Origin of the sequence: Thalassospira sp. NFXS8 (assembly GCF_040148805.1) — a bacterium.
In the GTDB taxonomy this organism is placed as follows: Bacteria; Pseudomonadota; Alphaproteobacteria; order Rhodospirillales; family Thalassospiraceae; genus Thalassospira.
This window is the reverse complement of the sequence record NZ_JAGEMF010000001.1, coordinates 1,120,008-1,134,085: the sequence shown is the minus strand read 5'-3', so window position 1 is coordinate 1,134,085 and position 14,078 is coordinate 1,120,008. Positions and strand designations below refer to the sequence as shown.

The 14,078-nt window shown below is 54.1% G+C and carries 15 protein-coding genes; 13 read left to right on the top strand and 2 right to left on the bottom strand.

Annotated features, from left to right (window positions below):
* The first annotated feature begins 34 nt into the window (after nt 1-34).
* From pgl to J4E05_RS05180, 4 genes are read left to right on the top strand one after another with little or no spacing between them, the layout of a single operon-like run.
* On the top strand, nt 35-754 hold the full coding sequence (pgl, locus tag J4E05_RS05195) for a 6-phosphogluconolactonase (RefSeq protein ID WP_085589548.1): 720 nt from the start codon (nt 35-37) through the stop codon (nt 752-754).
* A gap of 5 nt (nt 755-759) precedes the next feature.
* Nucleotides 760-2,586: a phosphogluconate dehydratase gene (edd, locus tag J4E05_RS05190; RefSeq protein ID WP_349592988.1), complete on the top strand. Its 1,827-nt coding sequence runs from the start codon at nt 760-762 to the stop codon at nt 2,584-2,586.
* On the top strand, nt 2,586-3,524 hold the full coding sequence (glk, locus tag J4E05_RS05185; protein ID WP_349592985.1) for a glucokinase: 939 nt from the start codon (nt 2,586-2,588) through the stop codon (nt 3,522-3,524). Before edd ends, glk begins: the two co-directional genes overlap by 1 nt.
* 21 nt (nt 3,525-3,545) lie before the next feature.
* Nucleotides 3,546-4,202, top strand: a complete 657-nt coding sequence (locus tag J4E05_RS05180) for a bifunctional 4-hydroxy-2-oxoglutarate aldolase/2-dehydro-3-deoxy-phosphogluconate aldolase (protein WP_349592983.1) — start codon at nt 3,546-3,548, stop codon at nt 4,200-4,202.
* Nucleotides 4,203-4,306: 104 nt separating this feature from the next.
* Here the strand turns inward: J4E05_RS05180 and J4E05_RS05175 are convergent, their stop codons facing one another.
* On the bottom strand, nt 4,307-4,564 hold the full coding sequence (locus J4E05_RS05175) for a hypothetical protein (RefSeq protein WP_349592980.1): 258 nt from the start codon (nt 4,562-4,564) through the stop codon (nt 4,307-4,309).
* Nucleotides 4,565-4,917: 353 nt separating this feature from the next.
* On the opposite strand from J4E05_RS05175, the gene J4E05_RS05170 reads away from it, so the two are divergent.
* Entirely contained in the window at nt 4,918-5,451 is a 534-nt protein-coding gene (locus tag J4E05_RS05170) for a P-loop nucleotide/nucleoside kinase family protein (protein WP_349592977.1), read from the top strand.
* A gap of 135 nt (nt 5,452-5,586) precedes the next feature.
* Here J4E05_RS05170 and J4E05_RS05165 read toward each other — a convergent pair whose 3' ends face one another.
* The gene (locus J4E05_RS05165) at nt 5,587-5,859 is read right to left on the bottom strand and encodes a hypothetical protein (protein WP_349592974.1); all 273 of its coding nucleotides are present in this window, start codon (nt 5,857-5,859) and stop codon (nt 5,587-5,589) included.
* A gap of 144 nt (nt 5,860-6,003) precedes the next feature.
* Here J4E05_RS05165 and J4E05_RS05160 point away from each other — a divergent pair, with 144 nt between their 5' ends.
* The 8 genes from J4E05_RS05160 to pstB all read left to right on the top strand — a co-directional run bounded on the left by J4E05_RS05160 (nt 6,004) and on the right by pstB (nt 14,060).
* Entirely contained in the window at nt 6,004-6,873 is an 870-nt protein-coding gene (locus J4E05_RS05160) for a LysR family transcriptional regulator (RefSeq protein ID WP_349592972.1), read from the top strand.
* Between the two features lie 134 nt (nt 6,874-7,007).
* Complete coding sequence (gene ubiT, locus J4E05_RS05155) at nt 7,008-7,832, top strand: ubiquinone anaerobic biosynthesis accessory factor UbiT (RefSeq protein WP_349592970.1); 825 nt, start codon at nt 7,008-7,010, stop codon at nt 7,830-7,832.
* The gene (gene ubiU / locus J4E05_RS05150; RefSeq protein WP_085589550.1) at nt 7,832-8,809 is read left to right on the top strand and encodes a ubiquinone anaerobic biosynthesis protein UbiU; all 978 of its coding nucleotides are present in this window, start codon (nt 7,832-7,834) and stop codon (nt 8,807-8,809) included. Before ubiT ends, ubiU begins: the two co-directional genes overlap by 1 nt.
* Complete coding sequence (ubiV, locus tag J4E05_RS05145) at nt 8,806-9,774, top strand: ubiquinone anaerobic biosynthesis protein UbiV (RefSeq protein ID WP_349592967.1); 969 nt, start codon at nt 8,806-8,808, stop codon at nt 9,772-9,774. The genes ubiU and ubiV overlap by 4 nt, the downstream gene beginning before the upstream one ends.
* 448 nt (nt 9,775-10,222) lie before the next feature.
* Nucleotides 10,223-11,272 (top strand): phosphate ABC transporter substrate-binding protein PstS, encoded by a 1,050-nt coding sequence (gene pstS / locus J4E05_RS05140; RefSeq protein WP_085589462.1) that lies wholly within the window; start codon nt 10,223-10,225, stop codon nt 11,270-11,272.
* A gap of 108 nt (nt 11,273-11,380) precedes the next feature.
* Nucleotides 11,381-12,319: a phosphate ABC transporter permease subunit PstC gene (gene pstC, locus J4E05_RS05135; protein ID WP_256376757.1), complete on the top strand. Its 939-nt coding sequence runs from the start codon at nt 11,381-11,383 to the stop codon at nt 12,317-12,319.
* 17 nt (nt 12,320-12,336) lie between these two features.
* Nucleotides 12,337-13,242: a phosphate ABC transporter permease PstA gene (pstA, locus tag J4E05_RS05130; protein ID WP_349592963.1), complete on the top strand. Its 906-nt coding sequence runs from the start codon at nt 12,337-12,339 to the stop codon at nt 13,240-13,242.
* 2 nt (nt 13,243-13,244) lie between these two features.
* Complete coding sequence (gene pstB, locus J4E05_RS05125; protein ID WP_494323578.1) at nt 13,245-14,060, top strand: phosphate ABC transporter ATP-binding protein PstB; 816 nt, start codon at nt 13,245-13,247, stop codon at nt 14,058-14,060.
* Nucleotides 14,061-14,078: the final 18 nt, after the last annotated feature.

The window sequence follows — 14,078 nt, the reverse complement described above, 5'->3', positions numbered from 1 at the left end:
TTCAGCACGTTTTCCCATTTCAATGGACGATAAAATGACAAACGAACGCACCTTTAAAAGTGGCGATGACATGCTTGCCAGCATGGTCGCGCAAACCGTTGAACGGCTGGAATTTGCCATTGCCGAACGGGGCCGGGCAACCATATCGGTGGCTGGTGGCCGTTTCCCCAAACCGTTCTTTCAGGCCCTGTCAAAGGCCAAACTGGACTGGTCCAAAGTTACCATCACCCTTGGCGATGACCGTTGGGTCGGGCTGGACGATGATCAGTCGAATGAAAAGCTGGTTAAGGATAATTTGCTGATCAATGAAGCGGCTGCCGCGACTTTTGTGTCGCTGAAAACCGCCGATGAAAACCCGGAAGATGCCATATCGACCGTCACGAACCGTTTGAAAAACGATTTGTCGTGGCCGATGGATATTGTTTATCTGGGGATGGGCGATGACGGGCACACGGCGTCGCTTTTTCCATCCTCGACACCCGATGATCTCAAGCGCGGGCTTTATCCCGAAAATGGTGAACTGGTTGCGGCCGCACGGCCCACCGTTTCGCCGGTTCCGCGCATCAGTATGACGTTACCGGCTTTGTTGAACGCCCGTTATATCGGCATTCACATCACCGGTTCTTCCAAATGGTCGACCTATGAAACCGCGAAAAACGGCAGCGTGATCGAAGACATGCCGGTGCGCGGGTTATTGCAGCAGAACGACGTTCCTGTCGATCTGTGGTGGAGCGCCGAGAACCCGAAAGGCTGAACCCCATGAAACGTGAAATTGAAATTGTTACCCAGCGGATCGTAGAACGCTCGAAACCGACGCGCGAAGCCTATCTGGCGCGCATCGATGCCGCTGCCAGCGACCGTCCGCACCGTTCCAAACTGTCCTGTGGCAATCTGGCCCATGCGTCTGCCGGGTGCCTTGGCACCGAAAAAGACCGCATCAACCACGAAGATGCCGCCAATCTGGGCATTGTGACGGCCTATAACGACATGCTCTCGGCCCATCAGCCGCTTGGCGTGTATCCTGACCGCATTAAAAAGGCCGCGTTTGAGGCCGGCGCAACCGCGCAGGTGGCGGGTGGTGTGCCTGCCATGTGCGATGGTGTGACCCAGGGTCGCCCCGGCATGGAGCTTAGCCTGTTTTCGCGTGACGTGATTGCCATGTCGACGGCAGTTTCCCTGTCACATGATACGTTTGATGCTGCCCTTTACCTTGGCGTGTGCGACAAAATCGTTCCCGGTCTGGTGATGGGGGCTTTGGCTTATGGGCATATTCCGGCGGTTTTTGTACCAGCCGGTCCCATGCCGTCGGGCTTGCCCAATGATGAAAAGGCCCGTGTGCGTCAGCTTTACGCGCAGGGCAAGGTGGGCCGCAAGGAATTGCTGGAAGCTGAAATTGCTTCTTACCACAGCCCGGGCACCTGCACGTTTTATGGTACGGCCAATTCCAATCAGATGCTGATGGAAATTATGGGGCTGCATTTGCCCGGCTCTGCCTTTGTTAATCCGGGTACCGAATTGCGTGATGCCCTGACCGAAGAAGCCGCCCGTCGTGCCCTGCAAATTACCCGCCTTGGCAATGATTACCGCCCGATTGGCAAAATTCTGGATGAAAAGGCCTTTGTAAACGGCATTATCGGCCTGTTGGCAACCGGGGGCTCCACCAACCATACCCTGCATTTGCCCGCCATGGCCCGTGCCGCCGGGATCGAACTGCGCTGGGAAGATTTTGACGATCTGTCGCGCATCATTCCGCTTTTGTGCCGGGTTTATCCTAACGGCCAGGCCGACGTGAACCATTTCCATGCGGCTGGCGGTATGGGTTTTGTCATTAGCAACCTTTTGGGCCACGGTCTTTTGCATCATGAAGTTGATACAATTGTATCGGGCGGTATGGCGGCCTTTGGCACTGAACCGCATTTGGATGATGGCAAACTGGCATGGCGCGATGCGCCCAAGGATAGCCATGATGAAGATATCCTGCGTCCGGCCGAAAAAGCATTTAGTGCCGATGGCGGTTTGCGGATGCTGAGTGGTAATATCGGCCGTGCGGTGATCAAGGTTTCGGCGGTTAAACCTGCCAACCGCGTGATCGAGGCCCCGGCAGCTGTCTTTACATCGCAAGATGAAATGATGCAGGCCTTTAAGGATGGCAAACTGCACCGCGATGTTGTGTGTGTGGTGCGCTTCCAGGGGCCGCGTGCCAATGGTATGCCCGAATTGCACAAACTAACCCCGCCTTTGGGCGTGTTGCAGGATCTGGGTTACAAGGTGGCATTGGTGACCGATGGCCGGATGTCCGGTGCATCGGGCAAGGTGCCAGCTGCTATTCACGTCACACCCGAAGGTATGATGAACGGCATGATCGCCAAGGTGCAGGACGGTGACATTGTGCGTCTTGATGCCGAAACCGGCGATTTGAAATTGCTTGTTTCTGATGAAGAACTGGCCAAGCGCGATTTTGCCATGTTCACGAATAAGGCCGAACATCAAACCGGTTTCGGGCGTGAGCTGTTTGGTGTCTTTCGCGATAATGTCGGGCTGGCCGAAATGGGGGCCAGTGCTGTTCTTCCCGGAGGGGCTGAATAATGCAGTTGGTCGGGGATATTGGCGGCACAAACGCCCGTTTTGCCTGGCTTGATGACAAGGGAAATCCGCACGCGCCATTAACTTTGGCCGTGCGCGATTATCCTGATATTGGCAGCGCCATTCGTGATTTTGTTGCACGGACCAAGGGATCGGCTCCGCGTGAATTTGCTGTTGCGGTGGCCTGCCCGGCCATGGCGGACCAGATCAAATTTACCAATAATCCGTGGGTGTTTTCCAAAGCGGCCCTAACGGCGGAATTTGGTCTGGAACGGCTGGTGGTGGTTAATGATTTTACCGGCCTTGCCATGTCAGTACCTTATCTGGGTGATGACGATTTGATCACCCTGTTTGACGGCCCCGGTCGTCCCGGTCAGCCGCTGGCGATTATCGGGGCGGGCACCGGGCTGGGTGTTTCGGGGCTTTTGCCCCATCATGGTCACTGGATACCGGTGCAGGGCGAAGGCGGGCATGTGTCTCTGCCTGCGGTGGATGATCTTGATTATGAAATTGTTAAATTTCTAAGCGCCGAACTGGGCCGTGTTTCCGCCGAACGGATTTTGTCGGGCATGGGCATTGAAAACCTGTATCGCGCCCTGGCTGCGATTGACGGTGTGGATGTGTCCCCCAAAACAGCAGCGGAAGTTGTTGAAGGGGCCATGGTTGCCAAAGACCCGCTTTGCCTGAAAGTGCTGGATCGCTTTTGCCTGTTTATGGGCGGCGTTGCAGGCGATCTGGTGTTAACGCTAGGCGCATTTGACGGGGTGTTTATTGGCGGCGGTATTGGCCCGCGCATTGCCGATTTTATGAAACAAAGTGGCCTTAAAGAACGCATGATCGCCAAAGGGCGTTTTCGTGATTTGATGAATGATGTGCCGGTACGCCTGATGACGGCGCAATATCCGGCCTTGCTGGGCTGTGCCAAAATTTTAACGGCATAATCCGCAAACAGGAGGAATAAAATGGCTTTGTCTTCACGCGAAATTTTGTCACAGGCCCCGGTTGTACCGGTGCTGGTTATCGAAGATGCCAATGATGCGGTGCCGTTGGCAAAGGCATTGGTTGCTGGTGGCCTTAAGGTTCTGGAAATCACCCTGCGCTCGGCCGCGGCGGAAGAAAGCATTCAGCGTATTATTGCCGAAGTCCCTGATGCCATTACGGGTGCTGGCACCGTGATTAATGCCAGGCAGATGGAACGCATGGCTGAAATCAATTGTGCCTTTGCGGTTTCGCCCGGGCATAGTGCCGGTTTGCTGGCCGCGGCCAAGGATACGGGTGTGCCGCTTTTGCCCGGTGCGGGTACACCGTCGGAAATCATGAACCTGCTGGATCACGGCTATGATGTATTGAAATTTTTCCCGGCTGAACAGCAGGGCGGTGTTTCGATGCTCAAGGCGTTGGGCGGGCCGCTGCCACAGGTGAAGTTCTGCCCGACCGGTGGTGTTTCGCTGTCCAATCTGGCTGATTATATTGCGTTGCCCAATATTATTACTGTTGGTGGTTCGTGGGTTGCCCCCAAGGATGCCGTCAAGGCGGGGGATTGGGCCAAAATCACCAAATTGGCACAGGAAGCCACGGACAAGGTTGCGGTCTTGCGCTCTGGTGTGATGCAGGCCTGATCTGCGTTTTCGCATCACATCCTGCCCGGATGTTGCAGATATAAAAACGGCCCCGAACAGCTTTGTTTCGGGGCCGTTTTAGCATCGCTTGCGTGATGGTAACATTAACGACGATCCTGTGTCGTTTCGGAATCGATCATTTGCAGTTTCCACTGCTGGCCATCAAAAACGCGTTCCAGGCCAACATCGCGCAACTGAGTAGTGCTGAGTTGATTAACCAATTCACGATGGCTGCGCGCCATACGGGCGTGGATCATGCGGTTGGTCAAAAGCTGACGCAGCTTTTTAATCATTGTCCCATGCAGCACGGGCGTGGTGTTCATGACGATGCGGTCAAGATGGGTGACTGGCAGTGTGGACATTTCGCCCTCCATAAGTTCGTCTTTGCGATGGGCCGAACTTGCCATATGCAAAATAGCTCGAAAATTGGCAGTTTTTGCAAATTTGATGTTTATTTTTGCACAGGTATTTTCGGCGGTAATTTTGCGTAAATGATGCTTCTTTGCCTTGACCTGATGGGGATGGACAGGAGGGGACTTCATTGCTATTTTTTGAAGATGGAACATAAATTGCCCCTGTTTAACCGTTTTATTATTACCGCCATTTCACGAATGGTGGGGTAGGGACGATATTTCCTGTTTTACGAACCCGCCGGTGAGGCGGGTTTTGCAATTCTGTCTCCCGGTGTCTGCTTCACCAGATACGGAGACTCGTGATGACGTCATCGGAAAATTCACATCATCTTCAACAGCGCCTTGCACCATCGGCATCAGGCGGGCCAGTTCTGCATATGCTGTGTGGTAAAATCGCGTCGGGCAAATCGACATTGGCCGCAAACTTGTCGCAAAACCCATCGACGTTTCTGATCAGCGAGGATTTTTGGCTGACCGGGTTATTTGGGGCGGAAATGACGTCCGTTGCCGATTATGTGCGTTATTCGCGCCGCTTGCGCCAGGTCATGGCCCCGCATGTAACCGGTTTGCTGGAACAGGGATTATCGGTTGTGCTGGATTTTCCTGCCAACACGCCGGAATTGCGCCACTGGATGCGCGAGATTTTTACTCGCGCCGGAACAGCGCATATTTTGCATTTTTTGGATGTTGCCGATGAAGATTGCAAGCAACGCCTGCGGTTGCGCAATCAGGCGCAAGAGCATGAATTTTCGGCATCCGATGCGCAGTTTGACCAAATTACCGCTTACTTTGTGCCGCCACAGCCAGATGAAGATTTTCATGTTCTGTATTACTGATCCTGGCAAAACCATGACAGGCGGCCAGGTTTGGTCATTTTAAGGCCGGATTGCCTTTGCCTTCCGGTGATGAACGACTAACACCGGAAGGCAACAAGCGGGGGCATCCCCGGATCGGTATGATCCGGGGATGGTTTAAGACCGTGGCGTGCGGCTTAGGAAATGTCCGGTTTCGGGCAGGCGGCGATGAATCACATGGCGCGTCCCGTCATGGTCACGTTCCAGTCCGCCGTCGCGCAGCAAACGGTCGTTCAGGTCGGCCATTAAAACCCGCCCCTGATACCAGCGCAGCAAGGTCGTGGCCCGTTTTTGTGCCCGTGTGCCAAGGCCGCGCAGGTGTGTGAAAATTCGCAGCGGCGCAGGTTTGATACAGCCGGTCTCATGTGTCGAGATGTTGAAATGTGCCATAGAAAGCCTCTTGCGACATAAACCGTGGGTGGAATATCCAATCGAATCTGCGGCATACTGGCATATGCAAAATAAAACCGAAACTTGTAGGTTTTGCAGATTTTATGTGCAAAAAAGCACATACCAAGGCTAGGAGGACGTGTCGTGAACTGGGATGATTTGAGGTTTTTTCTGGTTTTGGCCCAGGAAGGAACCTTGTCGGGGGCGGCCCGGCGACTGCGCAAGGAACATACAACGGTTGCCCGCCGGGTCGAGGCACTGGAACAGGCTGTTGGCACCAAATTGTTTGACCGCATGCCTGCCGGATGGCGATTGACCGAGGATGGGCAGCAACTGGTCCCCCTGGCCGAACGGGTGGAGGTTGACGCCCTGGCCTTTGAACGCATGGCCAATAGCAGCGAGATCGCACGGGGTGTTGTGCGCATTTCGGTGCCGCCGGTGGCCGGGCGTATTTTGTTTGCCCCGCGACTGGCCGCCTTGCTGGCAGAACATAAGGGGTTGGAGTTTGAATTGATTGGCTCGGCGCATTTGGTCAATCTGGCCCGGCGCGAGGCCGATGTTGCGATCCGTATGGTGAACCCGACGGAACCAGGCCTGGTTGCCCAAAAACTGGCCGAATTGGGGGTGGGGCTGTATGGCGCGCATGATTATGTTGCAACGGTCCCCGAAGAAAACTGGGAATTATGCGGATATGACGATACCTCCTATGACCTGGCGAAGACGGAATGGGCACGTCGTTCGTTAGGGCGCAATATTGTGTGCCGCCTGCGGGCCAATGATACGGCTTCTGTGCAGTCTTTTGTTGCGGCCGGGTTGGGGGTGGCCGTGTTGCCGCGCTATCTGGGCGATACGGATCCGCGATTGACCCTGGTTCGCGAAGATGAAAAAGGCGAAAGCCGTGAACCCATCTGGATTGTGGTTCACCCCGATATGCGCCGTTCACCCCGGGTGCGGATGGTGATGAATGCCCTGATCGAGGCCGCGCGCGAAATTGCCGAGGAATTTCAGCTTTAACGATTTTTCCGCAGGATATTGCTGGAATTAAAATAATAAAAAATCATATTTTTCAATGATTTGATGGAAGTCAACGCGCGGTTTGTGCCCGGTTTTAGGATGAGGCGGATTTCACTGTAACCGGAGAAACTCCGTTGCCTGTTGCGCGTCCGGCTTTTACGCCGTTTTTGTTGTTAGGGCCAGTTGCGGCAAGTTTGCCGGGATGGTTGATTGACCGGGTTTTGGCCCATGCCATAACCACCATGCAGGCCCGGCATGGTGCGGTGTTTGATCGTTTGCGACCAGACAGTGGCACAGGCGCATCGCCTGATGAAGCGGCGGGCATTATTGTGTCGCCGGTTGATCTTGGCATCGATCTTTATATGCGGCTTGACCCGGTAAAACCGGTATTGCGTCGTGCTACTGATCGCGACCGGGCATCTGCACAGGCCACCATTTTGGGGCCGCTTCCGGTTTTGCTGCAATTGCTGGAAGGCACGTCGGATGGCGATGCCCTGTTTTTTTCCCGCACGTTGAAAATTGAAGGCCGCACCGATGTGGTGGTGGCCCTGCGTAACGCGCTGGACGGCGAAAATATAAATGTTCGTGCCGCCATAATTGAAAGTTTCGGCGTGATGGGGCCGCTGGCCCGCCGTGCCCTTGCCCTTGCCGAACGTGGATATCACCGGCTGGATGGCGATATGCACCGTTTTGCCCATGCCTTTGCCGGGCCGGCGGATAAACAGCAATCTGGTCTGGTGCGCCAGATAGATGATCTTTCGCAACGCCTTGCCAGCGCCGAAGGGCAAATTCGCCGTCGTCAGCCGGGCCGGGTAAAGGCACCTTCAGCAACGCTGGCAAAGGCGGACGCGATCATAAACGGGGGCATGGGCGGCGGTGGATATGCCAATTCAATGATCGATGATTTTGCCAGCCCCGCGATGGATGCCAGCAACCCGAAACAGGACGGGACAATATGATGGAACTTGTATGTCCGGCAGGAACGCCCGCCAGTTTGCGTGCCGCGGTGGAGGCCGGGGCCGACGTGGTTTATTGCGGCTTTCGCGATGAAACAAATGCCCGGAATTTTCCCGGGTTAAATTTTTCCCGCGCCGAGCTGGAAGCCGAAACCGCCTTTGCCCATTCCCGGGGCACACATGTGTATCTGGCTTGCAATACTTACCCCGAAGCCGGAAACGAGGCCCTGTGGCACCGGGCGATTGACGATGCTGTCATGATCGGGGTTGATGCGATTATTCTGGCCGATATCGGTTTGCTGCGCTATGCGCGTGATCGTCACCCAAAGGCGCGGTTGCATTTATCGGTGCAGGCATCGGCATCAAATGTTGAAGCGATCCGGTTTTATCATCGCGAATTCGGGGTGCGGCGTGTGGTCTTGCCACGTGTGTTATCGCTTGATGAAATCGCCAGCCTGAACTGCCAGATCGGCGTTGAAACCGAAGTTTTTGCCTTTGGGGGCATGTGCGTGATGGCAGAAGGGCGTTGTTCGCTGTCGTCTTATGCGACAGGGGAAAGCCCCAATATGAATGGTGTGTGTTCGCCAGCCCATCATGTGCATTACGAAGAACGCGACGATGCCACGGTGTCGCGCCTGGGCGATTTTACCATCAATGTTTACGGGGCTTCGGAAAAGGTGGGTTATCCAACCTTGTGCAAGGGGCGGTTTCGCGCCATGGGCAAGGCCGGTTACCTGTTTGAGGAACCCACCAGCCTTGATGTTACCAGCATGTTGCCCGAACTGGCGGCTGCGGGCGTCTCAGCCTTGAAAATTGAAGGGCGCCAACGGGGCAAGGCGTACATTACCCAGGTGGTTGGCAGTTTTCGCCGCGCGCTGGACCGTATTGCCGCCGGGCAGCGTATGGCAGATAGCAAATTGTCGAACATGACCGAAGGCCAAAGTGACACGACCGGTGCATATCGAAAGAACTGGCAATGAGCATTTCAATAAATCTGACAGCACCTGATATATCGGTTTCACCCTCAACAGCGCCGCGGTTGGTGATGGGGCCGGTTTTGTTTCACTGGAGCCCCGAAATCCTGCGCGATTTTTACGCCCGCATTGCCGACGAGGCCGACGTGGATGTGGTGCATGTCGGGGAGGTTGTTTGCGCAAAACGAATGCCGTTTTTTAATAATGACTGGCCCGATATTATTGAACGCCTGCAACGCGCAGGCAAGCAGGTGGTGGTGTCCACGCTGGCACTGGTGATGGGGGACCGTGAAGTCGCCCTGATCCGTGATCTGGCCGACATGCCCGATGTTCTGATTGAAGCCAATGATCTGTCGGCCATTGGCATTTTAGGGGGCAGGCCGCACATGGTGGGGCCATATGTGAATATCTATAACGAAGGTACGTTGCGTTATATGGTAGAGCGCGGGGCCGTGCGCGTGGCAATGCCCTGGGAATTGCCGCAAACCTCTATTGCCAGCCTGTGCAAGGCGCGCGGACCGGCCGAAATCGAAATGCAGGTTTTTGGCCGGGTGCCCCTGGCCATTTCAGCGCGCTGTTATTCTGCGCGTGCGCATGGTCTGCATAAAGACGGGTGCCGGTTTGTGTGCGGGGATGCACCTGATGGCATGAATGTCGATACGCTGGACGGCGCGCCCTTTTTGGCCGTGAATGGCTTGCAAACGCTGTCGGGAACGTATCTGGAACTGTCTGACGAAATGGCTGACCTACACGATATGGGGGTTAGCCTTTTTCGGTTGTCGCCGCATCGGTGTGACATGGTGGCGATTTCGGCCCTTTACCGGCAAGTCTTGAACGGTGAAATCGCGCCGGCACAGGCCCGAAGGCATATTCTTGATGTCGCCGGCGACATTTCTGTCGCGAACGGTTTTTTACACGCCATTCCCGGTGCCGACCTGTACCGGATTCCGTCTGATTTGCAGCCTGAATAATCAACCGTCACCATCGTACTGTGACAACGATGGTGTTTGGGTTACGCAAAAACTGTTCCTGAAAACCACAACCACGCCCATCAGTGTGATCTGTTTCACAGTGGTGGGCGTTTCTTTTGGTTTTGGAAACAGGCTGAAACGCCAATAACCAAGTGGCTGTTTTTACGTGTTTTTCGCGAAAATGTTAGCCTTGGCTTTGTTTTCATTGTTGAATTAATTTTTAACCACAGGTTTTGATGTTTCACAGAAGGATCTGTGACAGTGTGAACGATTTCACAAAACTGTAGGAAAAAATCGAAAAATCCGGGTGTAGGTTCTGCCCATCGCAACGGCAAACATGATGCCGGGGCGACAATTCATCCCAGAAGTTCGGATGGGGGGGCATTAGGCTGACCATCAGATCTTCCTGATTTTTTGATTTTGCCGATACGGTGATTGGGAGAACCTCATGCTGACGACTTTTAAGAAAAGCATCCTGGGTGGTGCTGCTCTTTTGATGGCTGCCGGTGTATTTGCCTCGGCTCAGGCGACTGAAATTTCGGGCGCCGGTGCTACCTTCCCTTACCCGGTATATGCCAAATGGGCCGAAGCCTATGAAGCAAAAACCGGTGTGAAGATGAACTACCAGTCGATCGGATCGGGCGGCGGCATCAAGCAGATTAAAGCCAGCACCGTTGATTTTGGCGCATCAGACGCCCCGTTGACCAAAGAAGAACTCGACGAAGCCGGGCTGGTTCAGTGGCCGATGATCATGGGTGGCGTTGTTCCGGTTGTGAACATCAAAGGCATCAAGGGCGGCGATGTTAAACTTAGCGGCGCAGTTCTTGCCGACATCTATCTTGGCAAAATCACCAAATGGGACGACAAGGCAATTGCTGATCTGAACCCGGATCTGAAATTGCCGTCAGAAGCCATTTCTGTTGTTGAACGTTCGGACGGTTCAGGCACCACCTTTAACTTCACCAACTATCTTGCCGCTGTCAGCCCGGAATGGAAAGACAGCATCGGCGTTAACAAATCGGTTCAGTGGCCGGTCGGTGTTGGTGGCAAGGGCAACGAAGGTGTTGCTTCCTACACCAAGCAGATCGATGGCTCGATCGGGTATGTTGAATATGCCTATGCCCTGCAAAATGACCTTGCCTACACCCAGATGAAAAACAAGGACGGCGAGTTCGTTTCACCGACCGCCGCGTCGTTTGCTGCGGCCGCTGCAAATGCTGACTGGGCAAATGCACCGGGGTATTACCTGATCCTTGGCAACCAGCCGGGTGCCAAAAGCTGGCCGATTACCGCCGCTTCTTTCATCCTGGTTCACAAATCCCAGGACAATGCAAAAACCGCCAAAGACGTTCTCGACTTCTTTGACTGGTCTTTCAAAAACGGCAGCGATATCGCCGATAAACTTGATTACGTCTCGATGCCCGAAAGCGTTGTCGACATGGTTGAAAAGACCTGGACCGCCGACGTCAAAGGCAGCGATGGCAAAAAGATCTGGTAAGTTTGCTGCATAACTTACCTGACCAACCCGCCGCCGAACGATCTCGGCGGCGGGATTTGGTGTTTTAAGGTCGTTATAATTTTTCCCTAAACAAGCAGGTTTATTGCGGTGTCGGTAAAACAGTTCAGACCCGGATTTGATCGTGGTTTTCACAATCTGACATTCGGGCTGTCAATGTTCGTTCTGCTTTTGCTGGTTGCCATTCTGGCATTTCTGGTGATGGGCAGTCTTCCGGTTCTGAAAAGTCAGGGACTGTCATTTTTCATCAGTTCGGACTGGAACCCGGTCACGGATGTTTATGGTGCGCTTCCCGCCATTATACAGACCCTGATAACAGCGATCATTGCCCTTGTTATTGGCGTGCCCGTCAGTTTTGGCATTGCAGTTTTTTTAACCGAACTGGCCCCGGTCTGGGTTGCACGGCCGGTCGGTGTGGCGATTGAAATGCTCGCCGCTATCCCCAGTATCATTTATGGCATGTGGGGCCTGTTTGTTTTTGCGCCAACATTTGGCACCGTGATCCAGCGCTGGACGATGGCAAATCTGGCACCTATTCCGGTGATTGGCCCGGTCTTTGCTAGCCCGCCCATGGGCATTGGTATTCTGACTGCCGGGATCATTCTGGCGATTATGATTGTGCCGTTTATCACGGCGATGATGCGCGATGTGTTTACCACTGTACCCGCTGTGCTTAAGGAATCGGCCTATGGCCTGGGCTGCACGCGCTGGGAAGTGGTTCATCGTATTGTCCTGCCTTATTGCCGGGCGGGCACGGTCGGGGCTGTCATGCTCGGGCTTGGGCGCGCACTTGGCGAAACCATGGCTGTTACCTTTGTTATCGGTAACTCGCATCGCCTGTCGGCCTCTATCATGGGGCCGGGGGCAACGATTTCATCCTCGATTGCCAATGAATTTGTCGAAGCGGATTCCAAACTGCATTCATCTGCTTTGGTGACGCTGGGGCTTACCCTGTTTGTCATTACATTCATTGTGCTGGCGGTGGCACGGCTGTTTTTGTTGCGCCTGAAAAAGCAATCAGGCCACTAGGCCGGGAAGGACACGATATGTCAGTTCAAACACCGGTCAAACCCACGACCGAACGTCAGGTTTCTTCGCCCTATCAGCGCCGCATGTATCTGCGCCGCCGTATCATTTCGACATTCCACATGGCCATGTCCCATGTCGTAACCTTCCTTGGGGTTGCGGTGCTGGCATGGATTTTATGGTCGTTGTTCGGGCAGGGTTTTTCGGCATTGTCGATTAAACTGTTTACCGAAATGACCCCGCCACCGGGATCGGATGGCGGATTGTTAAACGCCATTTTCGGGTCTTTGATGATGGTGGGAATTGCCACCATTCTGGGTATTCCCATTGGCTTGCTGGTGGGTACTTACCTGGCAGAATATGGCCGCTATGCCAAAATTTCGGCGGTGGTTCGGTTTATCAACGATATTTTGCTATCGGCCCCGTCCATTTTGATCGGTTTGTTTGTATACGAACTGGTTGTGGTGCCAATGGGTCATTTTTCGGGGTATGCAGGGGCAATTGCGCTGGCGGTTATCGCCTTGCCGGTTGTGGTGCGCACATCGGAAGACATGTTGCTTCTGGTGCCCGACACCCTGCGCGAGGCAGCTGCCGCCCTTGGTATTCCGCGTTGGCGGGTAATTTTGCAGGTATCCTATCGCTCGGCCGGGCCGGGTCTTATGACCGGGGCCTTGCTTGCGGTGGCCCGGATCAGTGGGGAAACAGCGCCGCTTTTGTTTACCTCGCTGAATAACCAGTTCTGGAGCACCAACATGAATCAGCCAATGGCAAATCTGCCAGTGGTGATTTTCAACTTCGCCATGAGCCCCTATGACGACTGGCGCTCGCTCGCCTGGGCCGGGGCGTTGCTTATTACTCTTGCCGTGCTGGGGCTGACCATTGCTGCACGGACTTTGCTGGCTGCGAAAAGCAGGATGAAAGGTTAATCATGAGCATGTTTCAGGCTCTTCCCGATGATATTGTTGCCCATGCCCCGGTCGCGGAACCTACCCCGATCAAACTTAGTGTGCGTGATCTTGATTTTTATTATGGCAAAAACAAAACCCTGAACTCGATCTCACTCGATTTTCATGATCGCAGTGTGACAGCGCTGATCGGGCCGTCGGGCTGTGGTAAATCCACGTTGTTGCGCACCCTTAACCGCATTTATTCGCTTTACCCCAATCAAACGGCAAGTGGCGAAATTTTGCTGGATGGTGAAAACATTCTGGCACCGGGCAAGGATTTGAATAATCTGAGGGCCCGTGTTGGCATGGTATTTCAAAAGCCAACACCGTTTCCGATGTCGATTTACGAAAACATCGCATTCGCGGTGCGGATGTATGAAAAACTGTCCAAGTCGGAAATGGACGACCGCGTGGAATGGGGCCTGCGCAAAGTAGCCCTGTGGGATGAAGTTAAGGAAAAACTTCACGCCAGCGGCACCGGTCTTTCCGGTGGACAGCAGCAACGTTTGTGTATTGCGCGTTCTGTGGTGCTAAATCCCGAAGTTTTGTTGCTTGATGAACCGGCATCGGCCCTTGATCCGATTTCAACCATGAAAATCGAGGAACTGATTTCGGAATTGCGGGCTGATTACACCATTATTATTGTTACCCACAATATGCAGCAGGCGGCGCGCACGTCGGATTATACGGCGTTTATGTATCTGGGCGATCTGGTTGAAATCAGCCCGACCCGCGAATTATTTACCAACCCGCGCGAAGCCCGCACCCGCGATTATATTACCGGGCGTTTTGGCTAGGCCGCTTTCGTTCGCAAC